At 46.6% G+C, this 19,706-nt stretch carries 21 protein-coding genes and 1 tRNA gene; 12 read left to right on the forward strand and 10 right to left on the reverse strand.

Going from position 1 to position 19,706, the window contains the following annotated elements; translation table 11 throughout:
- Positions 1 to 31: 31 nt before the first annotated feature.
- The 3 genes from QUB35_RS05225 to QUB35_RS05235 all read left to right on the forward strand — a co-directional run bounded on the left by QUB35_RS05225 (position 32) and on the right by QUB35_RS05235 (position 5,723).
- Positions 32 to 1,303 (forward strand): FAD-dependent hydroxylase, encoded by a 1,272-nt coding sequence (locus tag QUB35_RS05225; RefSeq protein WP_333140015.1) that lies wholly within the window; start codon positions 32 to 34, stop codon positions 1,301 to 1,303.
- A gap of 338 nt (positions 1,304 to 1,641) precedes the next feature.
- Positions 1,642 to 2,319 carry a DNA-binding response regulator gene (locus tag QUB35_RS05230; protein WP_333140017.1) on the forward strand — a complete coding sequence of 226 codons (678 nt, stop codon included), beginning with the start codon at positions 1,642 to 1,644 and terminating at the stop codon, positions 2,317 to 2,319.
- A gap of 80 nt (positions 2,320 to 2,399) precedes the next feature.
- The gene (locus QUB35_RS05235) at positions 2,400 to 5,723 is read left to right on the forward strand and encodes a CHAT domain-containing tetratricopeptide repeat protein (RefSeq protein ID WP_333140019.1); all 3,324 of its coding nucleotides are present in this window, start codon (positions 2,400 to 2,402) and stop codon (positions 5,721 to 5,723) included.
- Here the strand turns inward: QUB35_RS05235 and QUB35_RS05240 are convergent.
- Positions 5,720 to 6,118 (reverse strand): hypothetical protein, encoded by a 399-nt coding sequence (locus QUB35_RS05240; RefSeq protein ID WP_333140021.1) that lies wholly within the window; start codon positions 6,116 to 6,118, stop codon positions 5,720 to 5,722. The genes QUB35_RS05235 and QUB35_RS05240 overlap by 4 nt on opposite strands.
- A gap of 4 nt (positions 6,119 to 6,122) precedes the next feature.
- On the opposite strand from QUB35_RS05240, the gene QUB35_RS05245 reads away from it, so the two are divergent.
- Positions 6,123 to 6,365 carry a hypothetical protein gene (locus tag QUB35_RS05245; protein ID WP_333109561.1) on the forward strand — a complete coding sequence of 81 codons (243 nt, stop codon included), beginning with the start codon at positions 6,123 to 6,125 and terminating at the stop codon, positions 6,363 to 6,365.
- On the opposite strand, the gene QUB35_RS05250 is transcribed toward QUB35_RS05245, so the two are convergent.
- The 4 genes from QUB35_RS05250 to QUB35_RS05265 form a co-directional block, all read right to left on the reverse strand.
- Positions 6,341 to 6,928 (reverse strand): hypothetical protein, encoded by a 588-nt coding sequence (locus tag QUB35_RS05250; protein ID WP_333109560.1) that lies wholly within the window; start codon positions 6,926 to 6,928, stop codon positions 6,341 to 6,343. The two genes, QUB35_RS05245 and QUB35_RS05250, sit on opposite strands and share 25 nt — an antisense overlap.
- On the reverse strand, positions 6,925 to 7,494 hold the full coding sequence (locus QUB35_RS05255) for a hypothetical protein (RefSeq protein WP_333140024.1): 570 nt from the start codon (positions 7,492 to 7,494) through the stop codon (positions 6,925 to 6,927). Before QUB35_RS05255 ends, QUB35_RS05250 begins: the two co-directional genes overlap by 4 nt.
- 21 nt (positions 7,495 to 7,515) lie before the next feature.
- Positions 7,516 to 7,728, reverse strand: coding sequence for a helix-turn-helix domain-containing protein (locus tag QUB35_RS05260; protein WP_332973393.1), 213 nt, complete (start codon positions 7,726 to 7,728; stop codon positions 7,516 to 7,518).
- Between the two features lie 317 nt (positions 7,729 to 8,045).
- A tRNA-Leu gene (locus QUB35_RS05265) sits at positions 8,046 to 8,129 on the reverse strand.
- Positions 8,130 to 8,357: 228 nt separating this feature from the next.
- Here QUB35_RS05265 and accC point away from each other — a divergent pair.
- Positions 8,358 to 9,713, forward strand: coding sequence for an acetyl-CoA carboxylase biotin carboxylase subunit (accC, locus tag QUB35_RS05270; protein ID WP_333140026.1), 1,356 nt, complete (start codon positions 8,358 to 8,360; stop codon positions 9,711 to 9,713).
- Positions 9,714 to 9,843: 130 nt separating this feature from the next.
- On the opposite strand, the gene QUB35_RS05275 is transcribed toward accC, so the two are convergent.
- Positions 9,844 to 10,128, reverse strand: coding sequence for a YggT family protein (locus QUB35_RS05275; protein WP_006634856.1), 285 nt, complete (start codon positions 10,126 to 10,128; stop codon positions 9,844 to 9,846).
- Positions 10,129 to 10,252: 124 nt separating this feature from the next.
- Between QUB35_RS05275 and psbX the strand changes: the two genes are divergently transcribed.
- Positions 10,253 to 10,372 (forward strand): photosystem II reaction center X protein, encoded by a 120-nt coding sequence (psbX, locus tag QUB35_RS05280; RefSeq protein ID WP_190741405.1) that lies wholly within the window; start codon positions 10,253 to 10,255, stop codon positions 10,370 to 10,372.
- Positions 10,373 to 10,417: 45 nt separating this feature from the next.
- On the opposite strand, the gene QUB35_RS05285 is transcribed toward psbX, so the two are convergent.
- Positions 10,418 to 10,579, reverse strand: coding sequence for a hypothetical protein (locus QUB35_RS05285; protein WP_333140029.1), 162 nt, complete (start codon positions 10,577 to 10,579; stop codon positions 10,418 to 10,420).
- A gap of 74 nt (positions 10,580 to 10,653) precedes the next feature.
- On the opposite strand from QUB35_RS05285, the gene QUB35_RS05290 reads away from it, so the two are divergent.
- From QUB35_RS05290 to QUB35_RS05305, 4 genes are all read left to right on the forward strand, one after another.
- Positions 10,654 to 11,463 carry a Ycf66 family protein gene (locus QUB35_RS05290; protein ID WP_333140031.1) on the forward strand — a complete coding sequence of 270 codons (810 nt, stop codon included), beginning with the start codon at positions 10,654 to 10,656 and terminating at the stop codon, positions 11,461 to 11,463.
- Between the two features lie 287 nt (positions 11,464 to 11,750).
- Positions 11,751 to 12,875 (forward strand): redoxin domain-containing protein, encoded by a 1,125-nt coding sequence (locus QUB35_RS05295; protein ID WP_333140032.1) that lies wholly within the window; start codon positions 11,751 to 11,753, stop codon positions 12,873 to 12,875.
- A gap of 110 nt (positions 12,876 to 12,985) precedes the next feature.
- The gene (locus QUB35_RS05300; protein ID WP_333140034.1) at positions 12,986 to 14,434 is read left to right on the forward strand and encodes a trypsin-like peptidase domain-containing protein; all 1,449 of its coding nucleotides are present in this window, start codon (positions 12,986 to 12,988) and stop codon (positions 14,432 to 14,434) included.
- A 132-nt stretch (positions 14,435 to 14,566) separates the two neighbouring features.
- A complete protein-coding gene (locus QUB35_RS05305) occupies positions 14,567 to 15,187 on the forward strand; it encodes a pre-peptidase C-terminal domain-containing protein (protein WP_333140036.1) in 621 nt (206 codons plus the stop codon).
- A 292-nt stretch (positions 15,188 to 15,479) separates the two neighbouring features.
- Here the strand turns inward: QUB35_RS05305 and QUB35_RS05310 are convergent, their stop codons facing one another.
- The 3 genes from QUB35_RS05310 to QUB35_RS05320 all read right to left on the reverse strand — a co-directional run bounded on the left by QUB35_RS05310 (position 15,480) and on the right by QUB35_RS05320 (position 18,055).
- Positions 15,480 to 16,631 carry a leucine-rich repeat protein gene (locus tag QUB35_RS05310; RefSeq protein ID WP_333140038.1) on the reverse strand — a complete coding sequence of 384 codons (1,152 nt, stop codon included), beginning with the start codon at positions 16,629 to 16,631 and terminating at the stop codon, positions 15,480 to 15,482.
- A 124-nt stretch (positions 16,632 to 16,755) separates the two neighbouring features.
- Positions 16,756 to 16,944 (reverse strand): chlorophyll a/b-binding protein, encoded by a 189-nt coding sequence (locus QUB35_RS05315; protein WP_333140040.1) that lies wholly within the window; start codon positions 16,942 to 16,944, stop codon positions 16,756 to 16,758.
- A gap of 94 nt (positions 16,945 to 17,038) precedes the next feature.
- A complete protein-coding gene (locus QUB35_RS05320) occupies positions 17,039 to 18,055 on the reverse strand; it encodes a succinate dehydrogenase/fumarate reductase iron-sulfur subunit (RefSeq protein ID WP_333140042.1) in 1,017 nt (338 codons plus the stop codon).
- Between the two features lie 238 nt (positions 18,056 to 18,293).
- Here QUB35_RS05320 and QUB35_RS05325 point away from each other — a divergent pair, with 238 nt between their 5' ends.
- Both QUB35_RS05325 and QUB35_RS05330 read left to right on the forward strand, forming a co-directional pair.
- Complete coding sequence (locus QUB35_RS05325; RefSeq protein ID WP_333140045.1) at positions 18,294 to 18,536, forward strand: hypothetical protein; 243 nt, start codon at positions 18,294 to 18,296, stop codon at positions 18,534 to 18,536.
- Between the two features lie 447 nt (positions 18,537 to 18,983).
- Positions 18,984 to 19,463 (forward strand): hypothetical protein, encoded by a 480-nt coding sequence (locus tag QUB35_RS05330; RefSeq protein WP_333140046.1) that lies wholly within the window; start codon positions 18,984 to 18,986, stop codon positions 19,461 to 19,463.
- The last annotated feature ends 243 nt before the right edge of the window (positions 19,464 to 19,706 follow it).

Consider the following 19,706-nt stretch of genomic DNA (forward strand, 5'->3'; position numbering starts at 1 on the left):
ATGATTATTCACTTAAATAAATCCCTTGAAAATGCCTGTAAACCAACTTTCTCCAACAACAGCCTCCACGCAAACACCGACACTCGACTTTGACATAGCCATCGTCGGAGGCGGCATAGTCGGGGCCACCTTAGCCAGCGCCTTAAAAGATTCTGGATTGAAAATCGCAATAATTGAAACCCAACTCCCCGCCGCCGCTGCAGCCAAAAAACAAGCCTATGCAATCACCCTGCTATCAGGAATGATCTTAGAAGGTATCGGCGTGTGGCAGCAAATCTTGCCGCAAATCACCACCTTCGAGCAAATTAGCCTCTGCGACGGCGACTATCCCGGTGTCGTCGAATTCCACCGCCCGGATTTGGGAAATACTGGCAAATTGCCCGTACCAAAAGCAGCTTTAGGTTACGTTGGCGAACACGGAGTCATGCTGTCAGCTTTGCAAGAATCTTTGGCAAAAAACCCGAATTTTAGTTGGGTTTGTCCGGCGGAAGTTGTCGAGGTAAAATATTTAACCGATTGCGCCGAAATAGAAGTCAAACAAAACGGCGAAACTCGGACAATTCGCACCAAATTATTAGTCGCCGCCGACGGTTCGCGATCGCGCATCCGCACCGAAGCCAACATCAGCACTCGCGGCTGGAAATACTGGCAATCCTGCGTTGCTATCACTATTAAAGCAGAAAAACCGCACAATGATATCGCTTTTGAGCGCTTTTGGCCGAGCGGCCCGATGGGAGTTTTACCATTACCTGGCAACCGCTGTCAAGTAGTTTGGACAGCACCCCACGCGGAAGCAAAAGCTTTGCAACAAATGGATGAAACTGAGTTTTTGACTTTGTTGGAACAGCGCACGGGCGGGCTTTTGGGGCGTTTGGAATTGGAGAGCGATCGCTTTTTGTTTCCGGTGCAGTTAATGCAGAGCGATCGCTACGTTTTGCCCAGATTAGCACTAATTGGCGACGCGGCCCACTGCTGCCATCCCGTCGGCGGCCAGGGATTAAATATGGGAATTCGAGACGCTGGGGCGATCGCCCAAATCTTGCAGCAAGCGCACCAAAAAGGCGAAGACATCGGCGATTTGCGAGTATTGAAACGGTATCACAACTGGCGGAAAAAAGAGAATTTAATCGTGTTAGGATTTACCGATTTTCTAGACAGATTATTTTCTAATACTTGGCTGCCAATTGTAGCATTTCGCCGCTTCGGATTGTGGTGTTTGCGGACAATTCCCCCAGTGAGATTTTTAGCCTTGCGCTTGATGACCGGTTTAATGGGGCGGCCGCCCAAATTAGCGCAAAATTAGAATAAACCGGGTTTTTTCCTATGTTGCTTGCATTCTAGCGGTGTTGCCACAACCGCCAGGGGTTGAAACCCCTGGCTAATAGCGAAAGTCGGTTGAAACCGACTGAAAATCCGATATAAAAATGAAAAACTCTTTAGTCCTCTTCAGAGGACTTTTGCTATGAGACAGGGGTTTCAACCCCTGGCGGACTATCGGGCTAACCGAGGTTTCTCGCCACTCGCACCATCAAAGAAACCGGGTTTTTTCCTCAATCTTTGCAATGTTACGAAGTTGGTCGCAAAAACGCGGTACAATGATCGACTCAGCTCGAACCCAGCCCTGACGGCAATAGAAAAACTATGCAGCCCGAACAAGAACAAGAAATTCTCAACCTGCGCGATCGCCAATTAACGCCCAAACAAATTGCCCGAAAGTTAGGATTGAAAGCATCCGAAGTCAGTACCTTTCTTCAATCTCATGCAGAACAAACAGCCCTCGCTAGCGCCGAAAAAGGAGAGTTATTGCCCGTTGCTCAATGTCTCGTGGATGTAAATTTTGCGAAGGTATTGTTGGGGAATGAAACCTCTGAAACGAGCGGTTTGGGTTTAGTGGTGGTGACTCGTTCCAAGGGATACAATCGTTTTGTTACAGCCTCTTATTTGATCGACTACTGGTGTTTGGGAGTCAAGGATACCATCCCGCCACGTAACTGCAACGATAGCCAATATAAAAATTTCGTTCAGCTTTGTTACTCGCAGTTTATGCAAGAGTACGAGGAGATTAGTTTAGAGCAAGCACAAGCCCTGGTTTGGGGTGCGATCGCTTATGCCAAAACATTAGGCTTTGAACCGCATCGCGATTTCGAGCAGTCGAAGGCTCATTTAGGAGAATCAACCAGCGAAATTGGCTTGAAATTCGGTCGCAATGGAAAACCTTATTATATTGAAGGGCCTCACGATAATACAAGGAAAATTATCAATACGCTTAAAAACTCTGTGGGAGACGGTAACTTCGATTACTTGTTCGGGATGGGGTAGAAATTGATACGGGGGAGCGTCAACCGCCAAACCACCAATCATGGTAAAATAAACATCGGTGTTACTGACAACTCCCCACAATGGAAGAAACCCGCGCCCAAGCTTATCGGCAATTGATAGAGACACTCCTGACTTGTCCCAAAGGTGAGACACAGCAGATATTACAGGCTAACTTAGAATTGGTAGATTCGGGGTTTCTCCAAGTTTGCGAGGTAGTAGCAGAAAACCTGGCAGAGGAAGGACAGGAAAATCACGCTAATTTTTTACGGAATTTTGCCAGTCAGATAGGGCAATTATTGGGTACGAACGATGACGGAGAGCGCGATTACTGTGAAATTGAAAATTCACAAGAGTATGAAAACTTTATCCTAGAATTATTGCAAGCCGAACCTAGCAGTAGCAATATTAAAGTAATTTACTCCATTCTCCGTAAACGGCAACATCTCCTCAATGCTAATTTTGCCGAAATTTTACAGGAAGTGGCTAAGAATTTAATTGCCAAACATCCAGAAGCAATTGAGTTAATTCTCCGTGACAGCGGAAATTTAAGTATTCATATTAGTAACTTTCCCGGTGGGAAGAAAACAAATAATATTGAAATAGCAATTACTGGTTATCAAATAGTTTTAAATAATCGGGAACCGGGGAGCGAAAAGTTTGCTCAAACTCAAAATAACCTAGCTGCTGCGTATACTCACAGAATCAAAGGTTCGCGGGCGGATAATCTGGAACGGGCGATCGGCTTCTTTCAGGCTGCTTTAACAGTTCTTACCCGTGAGGATTTCCCTGAACAATGGGCAGCGACTCAACATAACCTAGCTAATGCGTATACTCACAGAATCAAAGGTTCGCGGGCGGATAATCTGGAACGGGCGATCGAGTTTTATGAGGCTGCTTTAACAGTTTATACCTTTGCGGATTTTCGCGAAAAATGGGCAATGACTCAAAATAATCTAGGTAATGCCTACAGAAACAGAATCAACGGTTCGCGGGCGGATAATTTGGAGCGGGCGATCGGCGTCTTTCAGGCTACTTTAACAGTTTATAACCTTGAGGATTTCCCAGCAGATTGGGCAATAACTCAAAATAACCTAGGTAATGCCTACAGCGACAGAATCAAGGGTTCGCGGGCGGATAATCTGGAACGGGCGATCGGCTTTTTTGAGGGTGCTTTAACAGTTCGTACCTTTGAGGATTTCCCTGAACAATGGGCCGATACTCAAAATAATTTAGCTATGACCTACAGTGACAGAATCAAGGGTTCGCGGGCGGATAATCGGGAACGGGCGATCGGCTTTTTTGAGGGTGCTTTAACAGTTCGTACCTTTGAGGATTTCCCTGAAAAATGGGCAATGACTCAAAACAACCTAGGTAATGCCTACAGTGACACAATCAAAGGTTCGCGGGCGGATAATCTGGAGAGGGCGATTGAGTTTTATGAGGCTGCTTTAACAGTTCGTACCCGTGAGGATTTCCCCGAAGATTGGGCAATGACTCAAAATAACTTAGCTATGACCTACAGTGACAGAATCAGCGGTTCCGAGGCCGAAAATCTGGAACGGGCGATCCTTTGTTACCGAGATGCACTTTCAATTCGTACCCGCGAAGCTTTCCCACAAAATCATGCAAAAACTTTGTTTAATTTAGGTAATCTTTACCGAAGTAACCAGCAATGGCAACTAGCTTATGATACCTATGCCCCAGCGATTGAAACAGTAGAATTTTTACGGGGCGAGATTCAATCTGGGGATGAAACCAAACAGAAATTAGCCGAAGAATGGAATAGACTTTATCTGGGCCTGGTAGAAGTTTGCATCGAACTGCAACGCTACACCGAAGCTGTGGAATATGCCGAACGCAGCAAAGCCCGCAACCTTGTAGAACTCTTTGCCAACCGTGACATCAAACCTAAAGGCAATATCCCCGAAACTGTTCTCAACGAATTGTCGCGCCTCCGTCGAGAAATTGAGGCCGAACAGCGACAACTGGAAATCGAACAGATAAACCGTAACAGTAATGGTGGCAGAATATTGGGAGAACCCAGCCTCAAAATCGACAGCCTAACCACTAGTCGCGATTCTACTCATCTCACCAATTTGCGTAAACAACTAGATGAATTGATTGCTCATGAAATTACATCAATTGATCCTGATTTTAGCCTAACCCAAAAAGTTAAGCCCATCCTCTACAAAGACATTCAAACTCTGACAGGTGAAAACACCGCTATTCTTGAGTGGTACATCATAGGCGATAAATTTCTAACTTTCATCATCACCCCGCAATCCCCAACACCAATAATCTGGCAATCTTCAACAGAAGACTTTCAAGCCTTGGTAAATTGGGATAACGAGTATCGGAAAGAGTACAAAGAGATAAAACCCCAATGGAAGCAAAAACTAGCCTCCCGCCTCCAAAACCTAGCTGAGATTTTGCATCTTGATGAGATATTAAAGAATATTCCGAAACCGTGCGATCAACTGATTTTAATTCCCCATCGCTTCCTGCATCTTTTCCCCCTTCATGCGTTGCCAATCTCCCACGAAACGGATTTTGAAAGCGGATGCACCGATGAAATCGATTCTTCTATCACTGTATCCCTGTCCAAATCCGAATCGTGCCTTCTCGACTTATTCCCTGGTGGAGTCAGCTATGCCCCTAGTTGCCAACTACTGCAACAGGCGAAACAGCGACAACGCCCTAATTTCTCTCACCTATTTGCTATTGCCAATCCTACCAAAGACCGCTACTTACTTGAACTGCAAGCCGCTAACATCCGTCACAAATTCAAGTCTAATGATTTCTTGGCAAAAGATGATGCTAATAAGAACGCAATTCTAAACGCGAAACTCAGCTTTGCCAACTGCGCCCATTTCGGTTGTCACGGCAAGTTCGAGCCTGCCTCCCCTTTGGAATCATCCCTGGTATTCGCCAATAAAGAACGTTTGACACTATTGGAAATCTTTAATCTTGACCTAAATCAATGTCGTCTTGTCACTCTCTCCGCCTGCGAAACTGGATTGACAGAATCCAGAACCAGCGATGAATATATTGGCTTACCTTTCGGATTTCTCTTAGCAGGTAGCCCTAGTATGGTAAGTACCCTTTGGAAAGTGGATGAACTCGCCAGCACTTTGTTACTGATTCGGTTCTATGAAAACCTAGAAACTCTATCAACGGTTACTGCTCTCAATGAGGCACAACAATGGCTGCGGAATCTGACCTCAGAGGCGCTTGAAGCATTATTAAAATGCCTCAAACCGCAAATCGATCAAACATTTAAACTGTTGCCCAAAAAAGAACGCACACGCTTTGTTAATGCTCCTCTGGATGGCGCACTGAACCGGAAGCCGTTTCCTTTTGCTGAACCTCATTACTGGGCTGGCTTCACTGCAATCGGCGTTTAGCAATCCTGACAAAAATTGTCCAAATTTTTCGTGCTTATGTAAATAAGTACCAGTGTTAATGGTACTCCTGGGTAAACGCCAGCAGTTATTAGCGAACCCAATGCAACAGCAAAACCTTGACTCAATACGTCTTTAAAGGCTTGCGTACAAATATGAGGACGCAATTTCTCGGCTGATTTTTCTAACCAGCTAGGCTCATTTGGGTTTTTTGCATCTAGATCGTTGTCTAATTCTCCTGACTTAATTGCTAAGGTTTCGGCTGCATATTCTAAATCGCCTTCACACTCTTCAAGTACATCAAGAGCTATTAGAGCATCGGGATATTCTTGTAATTGGGAGCGATACTGTTCAATTTCTGATTGGGTAACGGTAGTCATTGGGATAATGGCGAGCAAATAAATGAGTAATTCTTATTTTGCCATAATTTTTGTACTTCTTTTGTGTAGAAACCTGGCGGTTGAAAATGCAGCTACACAAACAAAGAAACTTCATCCCTTCTTTATTGCCATTATAGTTAGTTGCTTAGGCGGTGGAGTCTTGGGAGGAGTTGCTTGGCTGATTGATCGTAAAGTGTTAAAACCATCATCCGCGCAGACAAGTTTACCTAGTTCCGAAAATCAACATCGCTCTATTGATGTGTAACCTCCCTCTGCTTTCGGGTTAATTGCATTCAACCCATCGCCCGAATCAATATCTAGTCGATCTAAAGTTCTCGCATCTAGTTTCAACAAAGGCATGATTTGGTCGTATTTCTGCCATTTACCTCTAGGAAAACCCCCAACAGCAAAATCAAAAAATCCATGTTCCATAGAGAATATGCCACCGCGTTCATACATTAGGATTAGCGGTTCGTAGGGTTCAGGTAGAGTAAATTCACTGACTTTTGGTGAATTTTTCGCGCTATCCCAATGAAGGAACCACTCGCAGGTTTTCTCAATAATACCCGCCACATAAAACGGTGTCTCTGTGAAATGAGTCTTAAGCACTTTAACCTTAGTTTCATCGGCATCTAGAGAATCAATATGAGCCGCCACATCAAAAAACGGCCATTCATCCGTACAATCTAAAGCCTTGGCCCACAGTGCAGCACGTCTCAAGTATTCTCGCAAAAGGGCAATGTGAGAGTTAACGCGACTATCGTCTGGCTCCCATTTAATTGCTAAAATTCGCTCTAGTGCAGTGTCGGTAATTGTTTTCGCAGTCATATTCTTTCTCTAATAGCTTCAAGCAACTCATCAAGATTCGAGAGGTTGTCCGCAAGCCTCAGTCCTTCCGCTGACTTACCTATTATGTTAACCCAGTGGGAAAATGGATTGGGCTTGCTGGTATGAGGAGCTATATCGTGTGCTCCGAAATTCTCCGGGGTTGGCCAGTTGCCAAAACCATACATGGGATGGTCTATCCAAGCTTTAGGCGATCGATAAGGAAGTCCATCAGCCATTAGTGCTTGCTCTATATACTCATGGGCTATCAACCGTTTAAACTTGTTAAGTTCTCTCGGTTGTAGCTCACCATTTTTTGCACTTATCCATAAATCAGCAATCTCACCATCGGGTGTAAAATTACCTCGGACATGACTAATAGTATTTGTCTCATCATTGGGAATGTCAAGCTCGTGTTCCTTGATAAATATGTGCTCTTTTACTTGGCGGATAATTTGTTCAGAAATCTCTAGATAATTAGCTATTGTATACACATCATCCGTCATGGCGATAATTTCTGCATATTGACGGATTTCTTTCTGATTAGCCTCCCCAAAATATTGTGGCACTATCCAACACCATTCTCATTATTACTCTTTGACAACATCCATCAACTCTTCAATCAAAACATCGAGGGTGCGAGCTATTTTTTGAATGGATGTGATATCAACCGTTGCTAGTCCTTCCGATCGAGCATAGTGCCTGACTGTGCTGTACGGAACCTCGGATCGATCGGCAACATCCTTTAGCGTCCATCCTTTTTCGTCAGCCAACTCTCGGATTCGGAACCTAACTAACCCCATTCTACTTGACAAACGATAAGTATCTATGTTTTTAATTCAAACACAATTGTCGATCGACAGTTAAACAGTATTTTGTAGGGTGCGGATCTGTCAGAAGTTCGTGAAGCGAAGCTATCCCGTAGGGAATCGCACTTGAGGATATCGGATGAATCTGCACCCTACCGTACTCGCGCACAATCAAAGAAACCGGGTTTTTTCCCAAATCTTCCCACCGTAACCAAATATTCTCGCAAAAACCCGGTTTCTGCCCACCCACCCATCAAAAACAAAACAACTGCCGACAGCCAAAACCGTCAACAGTTGTTTTTTATATTCAATGCGGATGGCGAGACTCGAACTCGCAAGGACATATTGCCACACGCACCTCAAGCGTGCGCGTATACCAATTCCGCCACATCCGCTCTTTCTGGCAATCTCCGGGATTTTTGCGTTACCAGTTAAAGATTCACAGGTTGAGGTTCCTGACATTTAACTTGTAACTTGCCCTTTGACACCGCCGATTTACAATCATAGCACCACTACCAGCAAAATGTAAAATAAATTTTTGTGAACAATTTCTGGAAAACGATTATCCAGAACATACCGAAAGGCATTATTGTACAGAATATTGAGTGAATTAAGCAGCGAAGATGGGGTTCTCGAAAATTTTAATCGCTAATCGGGGAGAAATAGCTCTCCGCATATTGCGGACCTGCGAGGAAATGGGGATTGCCACGGTCGCCGTACACTCCACCGTAGATAAACACGCCCTGCACGTCCAGTTGGCAGACGAAGCCGTTTGCATCGGCCCCCCCACCAGCAGCAAAAGCTATTTAAACATTCCCAACATCATCGCGGCTGCCCTGACACGCAACGCCGCAGCCATTCACCCCGGTTACGGCTTCCTCGCCGAAAACGCCCGATTTGCCGAAATCTGCGCCGACCATCAAATTACCTTCATCGGGCCCTCTCCGGCAGCAATGCGGGCGATGGGCGACAAATCCACCGCCAAAGAAACTATGCAGCGAGTGAAAGTCCCCACAGTTCCCGGTAGCGGTGGATTGCTGGCGGACGATCGCGAAGCTTTGGCGATCGCCCGCGACATCGGCTATCCTGTGATGATCAAAGCCACCGCCGGCGGTGGAGGCCGCGGGATGAGGCTAGTCAAAGAAGCATCCGAACTCCCCAAACTATTCTCAGCAGCCCAAGGCGAAGCCGACGCAGCCTTCGGCAACCCCGGACTTTACCTCGAAAAATTCATCGAAAAACCCCGGCACATCGAAATCCAAATCCTCGCCGACAACTACGGTAACGTCATCCACCTCGGCGAGAGAGATTGTTCGATTCAGCGCCGACACCAAAAACTCCTCGAAGAAGCCCCCAGCCCCGCCCTCAGCCAGAAACTGCGAGATCAAATGGGTCACGCCGCCATTGCCGCTGCCAAATCCATCAACTACACGGGTGCGGGCACTGTCGAATTTCTGCTTGACAAATCGGGCAAGTTCTACTTCATGGAAATGAACACCCGCATCCAAGTAGAACATCCCGTCACCGAGATGATTACAGGCCTCGACTTGATAGCCGAACAAATCCGCATCGCCCAAGGAGAAAAACTGCAAATCAAGCAAAACCAAGTAATTCTCAACGGCCACGCGATCGAGTGCCGCATCAATGCTGAAGACCCCGATCGCAATTTCCGACCCCACCCCGGCATAATCAGCGGTTATTTGCCTCCCGGTGGCCCCGGCGTGCGGATGGACTCTCACGTCTACACCGATTACGAAATACCCGCTTACTACGATTCTTTAATCGGTAAAGTAATTGTATGGGGGCGCGATCGACCGACCGCCATCCGCAGGATGAAACGGGCATTGCGGGAATGCGCCATCACTGGCGTTCCTACCACCCTGGGCTTTCACCAAAAAATCCTCGATTCCCCCGAGTTTCTCAGCGGCGAAGTTTACACGAATTTCGTCGAACAGTTCTTGAACCAAAACAGTCATTAGTCAGTTGGCAGTTGGCAGTTGTCAGTTGGCAGTTGTCAGTTGTCAGTTGTCAGTTGGCAGTTGGCAGTTGGCAGTTGGCAACTAACCCATGCCCCATGCCCCATGCCCCATGCCCCATGCCCGCTGACTCTTACATCATCATCGTCAGCAGCCCTTGCTGGCCGAGAATCATTTCTCGCAGCAAGCTACAGATACCCACCCAAATAATCGGCGTAATGTCCACCCCGCCGATCGGCGGTACAATCTTTCTAGTTACGGCTAAAAAAGGTTCCGTCGGCCAAGCAATCAGACTCAACGGCAACTTGCTCAGGTTCACCTCGGGATACCAAGTCAGGACGATCCGAAAAATAAACAGCAAGGTCATCACGACTAGGACAGAGCCCAGAATCCAACTTGCAACGGTAATACCAGTCATGGGTCTTATCTCGAAATTTTAAGTTTTGTTAAGTCTGCTATTCATAATTTTAACCGTTTCACAGGTGCGATCGAAAGTATAAAATTAATAAAAATCAAATTGTTGTAACAAAGGCTTTGAATCTATGACTCCTTCTCTCGCGAACTTTTTGTACAGCCTGCTGGTGGGCGTGGTGGTAGTAGTGATTCCAGCAACCATCGCCCTGATCTTCATCAGCCAAAAAGACAAAATCAAGCGCACCTAAAAAGTCAGCGGGTTTCTAAGTCCGGCGCTGCAAGTCAATTGTGGGCTACACGTCGGGCATTTCTCCGATCCGAGAAACCTCGGCTGCCAGCAACTGTCCAGGCAAAACCTTCAGTTGACTGCCAAGCTGAGGTTTTTTCCCGTTAAACTCATTATTATACTCACTTCCCAAGCTGAAACCCTGACCGGACGCTGCCCCAGAAAGCACAGTCGGGCTGACAGACTTAATGATAGATGTAAAATCTAACTCGCTAACATAGGAAAGACATAGGAGATAGGCTAATGGTCAATTTAGGATTGAACTGGAGCAGCCTGTTAGGGATTATCCTAGCAGTAGCAGGGGCAGGACTGTATTTTCTGCGATCGTGGCGTCCCAAACTAGCCCGAGACCACGATATTTTTTTTGCAGCAGTCGGCTTGCTGTGCGGCGGTATTCTGTTATTTCAGGGGTGGCGCCTTGACCCAATTTTGGCATTCGGTCAATTTCTGCTCACCGGTTCCGCCATATTTTTTGCAGCAGAAAGCATTAAGCTGCGAGGAGCGACCACAGCCCAAGCCAAAAGTCGCGCCCAATACGTAGATGAAGAGCGACCGGTCAGCAACGCCTACGGTTACGACGGCTACGATGCCGAAATGGAACAGCTAGAACCAGAGGAAGACTATCCGCAGCGTCCCCGCATCAGAGGCAGCCAAGACTACCGTTCCTCTCGGGAAGCCTACGACGACGAACCCCGCCGCCGCCCCTCGAATCGCAACGGCAGCATTAACACCGGACGGCCCGACTCGCCCGATCGATCCTCGCGCAAACGTCCCTCTCGCCCAGAAGCCCCGCCCGCCCAAGAGTCTGACAACTGGGACGTTTCAGACAACCCCGAAGAAAGACCGACCCGCAGCCGCAGCAGTCGCCCCCCTGCTTCGGAAAACCGCAGTTCCGATACGCCGCCGAGAACCAAAAAACCCCGTCCTACGGAATCATCGAGGTCTCGCCCCAGCAACCGCGACGTGGAAGCACCGCCGTCAGATTACGTGGAATATCGACCTGTAGAATACCCGGAAGACCAACCGGATAATTCCCCCAGTTTCGACAAATAGGCAAACACTAAGTAGATGGGTGAAACTAAACATTTATCCCGTAGCTCTGGCTTGGGAAACCGCAGAAATCTAAGTTGCGTTTATTGATACCCATCTACTTATTATCCGATATTAAACAACTTATTAAAAAGACTCTAAATTGCGAGTTTAAAACCGCAGAAAAACGCAGATATACACAGATATAAGCTAATTTTTGTATAAAGAAACAATATTAACATACCGAATATGTGGAACTAATCGACAGCATAATAATCTAAATATAAAATCCCAATTATTAAATCAGCAAGATGCCATTACTCGAAATAGGAGATCCGGCTCCCTGGTTTTCCATTCCTTCTACAAATAACCCCTTATTTCATTTCCAGACTGTTGGCGGCCGGCGAGTCGTGCTGTTTTTCTTTGCCAGCGCAGCTTTTGAACAAATCCAAGTTATCCTCAAAAGCTTTCAAGAGCTTTCAGAAGAATTCCAAAGCTTGCAAGTACCGCAGTTTGGAGTGAGCGTTGACCCAGCAGACAAAGAACAAAACAGACCAACAACAATTGCTCCGTCATTCATCTTTTTCTGGGACTTGGATAAAACAGTCAGCCAGCAGTACGGTGTTTTCCGAGATGTCGAAGAAAATGGAGTTGCCGGAGTTCACTATGCACCACAAACTTTTGTTCTCAACGAAAACCTTCAGGTAATTAATATTTTGCCGATGGGCGAACCGCACCAACACGCCCAACAAGTATTAGATTTTCTCAAAACTTTACCCCCAATTGAGGAAGCCCGATCGGCCACTCGCCACGCCCCGGTGTTGGTAATTCCTAACGTTTTGGACAAAGCATCTTGCCGCAGTTTAATCGATATGTACAAAAATCACGGTGGCAGTCCTTCCGGCTTTATGAGGCAAATAGGCGGGAAAACAGTTGGCCTGCACGACGACACTTTCAAGAAGCGCCGCGATTTCTTTATTGAAGACCCGAAGTTACAGCAGCGATTGAGTGCGATTATTTGGCGCCGGGTGCGGCCGGAAGTAGAAAAAGCTTTTCAGTTTACAATTACCAGGTTTGAGCGGTATTTGATAGGTTGTTACGATGCTGACAGCGGCGGTTATTTTCTGCCGCACCGCGACAACACTAGCAAAGCTACGGTGCACCGTAGGTTTGCGATGACGCTAAACTTGAATGTGGGAGAGTACACGGGGGGATTTTTACGGTTTCCCGAGTACGCGCCGCACGGTTATAAAGGCGATTCTGGCACGGCGATTATTTTTTCGTGTTCTTTGCTGCATGAAGCGACGCCGGTGATTAGCGGCCAGCGTTTTGCTTTGCTGTCTTTTTTCTACGGCAATGAGGATGCTGCGCTACGACAAGCTAATTTTAAGTATTTAGCTGCTGATTCAGATTCCCGAATTGGAGAACCGGCGTGAGGAATGTCACTACCGTGGTGCAAGTCTTAAAATAATTACAGAAGGTAGTTAGCGGTTAAGCACAAAACCTAATTCCTAGCTACCCATCGCTAAATACTAAATCGATCGCCATGAATTTAAAACTTCTAACTTTAGCAGTATCGGGAATTTTAACGGTTGGGGTAACAGCCAGCGCCAGTGCGGTTGTTACGACATCCCCTGGGCGGCAATCAACAGATTTAACAGAATTTAACTCGGTGCATTCCCAGGGTGCGATCGCCCAAAATGTCGCAGAACAAACCAATATTCGGGTCTACGAAAAGGCCAGTCCGGCGGTTGTTACCGTCGATACCGGTAAATCTAAGGGCAGCGGCACAATTATCAGCCCTGACGGCATGGTGTTAACGACCGCCCACGTCGTTTCGGCCGGCGGTACCGTGAATATAATTCTGGCAGACGGCAGAAAACTTGTCGGCGATGTTGTCGGATTCGGCGAAGAAGGTCTAGACTTAGCCGTGGTTAAGATTCGCGGTCAAAACAATTTGCCGACCATTCCTTTAGCCCGTCCCGGTTCGGTGAAAGTCGGGCAACAAGCATTTGCGATCGGCAATCCCTTCGGTCAACTTCAAGGTACTTTTACAGTCGGAATCGTCAGCCGCATCGACCTTTCTCGGGGCTTAATTCAAACCGACGCCGCCATCAATCCCGGCAATTCTGGAGGGCCGCTGCTCAACAGTTCTGGAGAATTAATCGGCGTCAATTCTTCTATTTTGACTCGCGATCGGGGTGGAGGTAATATCGGTATCGGTTTTGCAATTTCAGCAGACAAAGTACCCGCTTTCCTGACAGCGGTACGAGAAGGGCGAGCTCCCCGCGTGGCTCAAGCCCGATCGCCCTTTGGTGGCAACAAATCACCTGAAAAACTCGCGCTCAACGGGCCCGCCATCAGCGGTAAACTCACCGACAAGTCTAGCGTTCTGGCCGAAGACAACAGCTTTTTTGACCTCTACTCCTTTGAGGGAAAAGCGGGCCAGCAAATCACAATAGAAATGAAAAGTCAAGAAATTGACCCTTATTTAATATTGCTCGGGCCCAACCAGCGCCGAATCGCGCAAGACCATGACGGAGCCGGCAGTAAAAACGCCAGAATTACAGTCAGGCTGCCAGCAGACGGCACTTACACGTTAGTGGCAAATTCCTACGAAGCTAGGCAGTCGGGGGCTTATACGTTAGAACTGAAAGCGAGTGCTACCGCGCCTTCTCGGGCGATTTTGCAAGAAGAAGGCGCTTTAGTCGCAGGCGGCCCAGTATTGCCGTCTGACAACAGTCTGTATCGAGAGTATACTTTTGAAGGTCGAGCTGGTCAGTCTGTAGCCATTTCCCTCGAAAGTACAGATTTCGAGCCGTATGTGGCTATCATTGGCCCTAACGACCGATTACTGGCACAAAATGACGAAGGGAGCGATTCGACTAAAAATGCGTTTCTAAGCGTTACTTTGCCCGCTACGGGTCGCTATCGCGTATTTGTCAATGCTTACGATGCTTCGGGCCGGGGTCGTTACACTCTAACTGTCCGGTGAAAATTGGGCATGGGGCATGGGGCATGGGGCATGGGGCATGGGGCATTGGTAGCACCTAACAAATAATCCATGACTACTGACTACTGACTACTGACTTCTTCCTTCCTTCTTCGTTGCAAATCGAGGTAATTCATGCGTCAAGTTAGATTTTGGGCGATCGCGCCAATTGCTCTGGTAGCTACTTTTTCTGGCAAGCCGACTGTCTCCCTGCCAGTTTCCAATTTAGGTGGAGTTGCTAACAGTAGTTCCACCCTCATTTCAGCAGAATTTCCTCAAAATTTAACTGATGCGAAGCCTGCTGGCAAGGCGGTTTTAGCTCAAGCAAGCCCCAACCCGTCGCCATCACCACAAAGTTCGCCAACTCAGAGCCCAAGTGTAGAACCTCGATCGAGTCCTGATGCGGGTTCATCTAAGGTAATTTTAGAGCAAAACGGAGAACTCAGCCCTGCTAAGTCTTCTGTACTGCCCTCGGACAGCAGTTTGTACGACGAGTATACCTTTGAAGGCACTCAGGGTCAAAAAGTGATTATTACCGTAGAAAGTACCGAGTTTGATACTTATCTCGCTATTTTCAACTCCCAGGGGGAGCTACTTGGAGAAAATGATGATGCGACGCAGCAAAATTCCAATTCAGAGCTTACTGTTACCTTGTCTGCGAACGGTCGCTATCGCGTCATTGTCAACGCTTACGATCCGCCTCCAAAAGGTAGAGGCAAGTACAGTTTGACCGTCCGTGAAACAACTGGAAATTAGTTTGATATCATGTCTGCTCGAACGATTAAAAGGGCGGGTTTTTGAGATTGTCAATTATTGGCAGATATTTTTCGTGAACCCGCCCCTACCGTATTAGGGGCCATCGACCGAACAGAATATGAACGAAACTTCGGATTCAGGGCACGGCAATGCCGTGTCCCTATAATTCAAGGACGATCGCGCTACAAGTAACTACTATTAACTTTTGTAAATTTATATGTTGGCGTGCAACTATAAAACTCATAATCTTGTACATCTAATTTTTACACCAGTAAAGTTAAAAATTTGGCATTTAACTTACGGGTTCCCAGCGACAGATAGACTCTGGTTTGAGCGGGCAAATTTTGGAAACGATCGGGTTGAGACCGAGGGAGAGAAAAGTTAGTTTAGTCAAAGATGCTAGCGGTTTGATGTCACCGATCTGATTGCTTTCGAGTGTGAGTCCCGTCAGATTAGTCAAAGATTGTAAGGGTTTGATGTCGGTGATTTTATTGTTGATCAGACCGAGTTCAGTCAGCCTAGTCAAGGATTCTAGCGGTTTAAGGTCGCTGATTTGATTGGCACCGAGGTGGAGTTCAGTCAGCTTAGTCAAGGATTCTAGCGGTTTGAGGTCGCTGATTTGATTGGCGCCGAGGTCGAGTTCTGTGAGTCGGAAAAGTTCTCGATCGGCCTCATCGCACTCAGTAGTCCTTGCTTTCTGCAACAGCACCTCAACAGTATGTTTAGCTTCAAGACTCAAATCAGCCTTTTTGCGACACCAATCCGCAAATGTTTGTCCACTCTTTCCGGGTTGCCTCTTTGCGACTAACGGGGAAGGTTTATTGAATTCGATGATTTCATTGCCACTGAGGACGAGGTGTGTCAGTTTAGTCAAAGATTTTAAGGGTTTGATGTCGCTGATTTTATTGTCACCCAGATCGAGATCGATTAGTTTAGTCAAAGATGCTAGCGGTTTGATGTCGCTGATTTGGGTAAAGCTGAGGTCGAGTTCAGTCAGCTTAGTCAAAGATTGTAAGGGTTTGAGGTCGCTGATTTTATTGCCTCTGAGGTTGAGTACAGTCACATTAGTCAAGGATTCTAGCGGTTTGATATCGCTGATTTTATTGCCTCTGAGGTTGAGCACAGTCAGGTTAGTCAAGGATTCTAGCGGTTTAATATCGCTGATTTCATGGCTGCGGAGGCTGAGTTCCGTGAGCAGAGAAAGTTTCTGATTAGCCTCATCGCATTCAGTAGTCCCTGCTTTCTGCAACAGCACATCAACAGTACGTTTAGCTTCAGGAATCAAAGAAGCCCGCTGGCGACACCAATCAGCAAATGTTCGTCCACTGTTTCCCGGTTTCGGTTCGGAGATTAAGGTGGAAGATCCATTTCCGCATGATGCTAGGACGATCGCGCTACAAGTAACTACTATCCACTTGGGTAAATTCATATGTTTGTATGCCACTATAAATGTTATAATTTGGTACCTCTAATTTGATAAAGTGTATTTCCAATAACTCTTAAAAATCAAAAGAAAGCTGAAATATAGATAATTTTTCAGCTTCCTTTTTTAATTGATTTTGATTAATTTAACGCAGGCCCAGCCAGGTAAAAAAATCCTGACGGGTGAAGAATTCTAGCAGCAAAAGTCCCACGAATCCCACCATCGCAAATCGTCCGTTGATTTGTTCGGCGTAGGCATTCCACCCAAAGGCTGGTTCTGGTTTTGGGGTATTTGGGGTTGTCGGTTTTGAGGATGGAGGAGTTTGAGCAGTCATTGAAAAGTTTTAAGTTTCGTGTTTTGAGTGATGAATTGTGGGAAGCTTTACGATCGCACAACTTGTAATTTACCAGGAAAATGCCCGCCGATCGCTAATCTGCTGACTTTTCTAAACTTTGAACCGATTCGATCAGATTTCGCACGGTTTCGGTACCTTCTGAAGGCTCAAAAAACAGCGGGAACTTGCCGCGAGCGATCATTCTCAAACCCAACGGGCCCAGACTCAGCAAACCTTTAACGTCGCGGAAGTAGTTTCCTACTACTTCGATGCCAAATTTGCGCTCATCTATCCAGCCACCTTCTTTGACGAGATCGATTAAAACTTTGCGATGGCGGATCGATCGACTGGCTTGGTCATCTTTGCGATCGAGAATCTCCTGTTTAATCTTACCAATTTGATCCATCGGCGCAACTTCCATCGGACAAACCGAGTTGCAGTAGTAACAGCGCGTGCATCCCCAGACGCCTGCGGTGCCTTCGTTGTATTTTTCGAGCCGATTTTCGGTTTCGCTGTCGCGGGAGTCGGCGATCGTGCGGTAAGCTTTGGCGAGGGCGTGGGGGCCGACAAATTCCGGGTTGACTTCGCGGGCGTTGCACTCAGAATAGCACGCGCCGCAGAGGATGCAGTTGCCGGTTTGGTCGAGTTTCGATCGCTCTTCTGGAGTTTGCAGAAATTCGCGTTCTGGAATTGCTCGCGATGCTGTGCTGACATAGGGTTCCACTGCTTCCAGGTTGTCCCAAAAACTGGTCATGTCAACAACCAAATCTTTAATTACTGGCATATTTCCCATTGGGGCTACCGTGATTTCTGGAATGAAATCGGCCGGCCTTTCTGCTGAGCTGGAATCAGCTATTTTTTGCAATCTTGCGAGTTCGCTGGCTACATTTTCTTTGCAAGCTAATGCCGATCGACCGTTAATTCGCATAGAACAACTGCCGCAAATTGTATTGCGGCAATTTTTGCGAAAAGCTAAAGTGCCGTCGTGTTCCCACTTAATACTGTTGAGGCAGTCTAGGATGGTATTGCTCTCTTCCACATCTAGGGTGTAAGTGTGAACCCGGGGAGCCTCGTTTTGATTTTGGCGGACTACGTTAAAGCGGACTTTCATATTTTGAGTAAGGAATTTAGTTTCTATTTTAAGCTAAATTTTTGGTCTCTCTAGAAACCTATTATTTTTTTAACAACTACCGAAAGTAAGAGATTTTAAAAGTTTTATTATTGTTTGATAAACATCAATAATTCTAAAGTTATAAATCATAAATTGCAACTTTTTTAAGCGGATTTGTGAGCTATTAATTGGAGATAAAAGTAATTAATCGCTGCAATTCGCTAGTCGGAGGTGCGTGATGTCCAGCTTGTTTGTATTAACTTTCATGTTTTCCACACCGGCTTTTTGTCTGGGTCTGCTAAATCCTCAATGGGTGGGACTGGGAACTCGCCAGCGATCGGCTGCCTTGTACGGCGGCTTGATGGCAGTTTCGTTCGTTTTGCTTGGGGTTACAGCACCTAAGCCGCCGCAAGCAGTTTCATCGGGGCTGCTGGCCTCAACTGAATGGCCCGAATTTAGAGTAAGCGCACCTTTGCGCTGAACGTAGCTGGGTATGCATTTCACTTTTTTGGCACCATTACAAGAAATTTTACCAGGACTTACGCCCGGTTGGGGCGAGAAACGTAGTTTTTTAAGAAAAATACTTGGTTCTACTCATTTACTGCAATTAAAAACCCAGGTTTATAGGCGTCGGAGTGCGCTCGCGAACTGTAGGAAAAAATCGTGGGTTTAGTAAGGAGAAATATACTCAGAGACCCTGGTGCAACTGGGTCGGGTGTCCAACGTCCTAGTTTACTTCGTAAATCATAGGGATTTGTGAGTTTGCCTGCGGATAAATAAGGAAGTTAACTTCTCAGGACTTACGCACAGAAATTAAAGAAATCGGGTTTTTAAACAAATATCCTTCGTGCTTTACCTCGGATTTTGCTAAAAGAAACCCGGTTTGTGCGTCCTGGATTACTTCTCTCTTCTACTGGTAAAAATCGCTATGTTTAATTTTTTCATCTTAAGCTTTCTATTGTCGATACCTGCCTTTTTTCTGGGTATTGTTAATCCGAAATGGGTGGGTGCACCAACCCGCAAGCGATCGGCTGCGATGTACGGCGGGTTGATGGCGGCTTCGTTTGTACTTGTTGCCGTCGCCGCACCCAATCCGTCTCAGGAAGTTTCGGTGGCGCATCCGGCCCCAACCGATCGGCTAGAATCATCTCAAACCGCTAAGCCATCACCGCTTTCGGCAGTGCCGACACCCAAGTCTCAGACTGTGAAAACGCCGACACCAACACCGAAACCTGCCATTTCTACTCCCGCACCTGCACTTGCCAAACCAGAGCCCGATCGCAAATTGCCATCTTCAGTCAAATCTGTTGAACGAACCGCAGAGATTGCTCTTGATGCACAGCAGCCAAAAAAAGATACCAAGAAAGTTATTGACCGAGAAAATGGGATGCAAGCCCCGTCCTTTTAGGACGGCTTTATGCTATAGTTTAATTGGTTGAAATCCCCACCTAAGATTGCAGCGATATATACTCATCTTGAGTTGAAACCGGGACTGATCCAGTAATAGGGAAAGACCCAAGGGCAATGGTTAAAATCCAACCGGGAAGCAAAACAAAGTATTGTTAATGTTTTTCAAACAAAACGATACATATAGTCGGGATAGGGCATTGCCACGACTTAAAATGAACATGGAGGCGCTCGTAAGACTACT

This window comes from Microcoleus sp. B13-B6, from assembly GCF_036705405.1.
Classification (GTDB): domain Bacteria; phylum Cyanobacteriota; class Cyanobacteriia; order Cyanobacteriales; family Microcoleaceae; genus Microcoleus.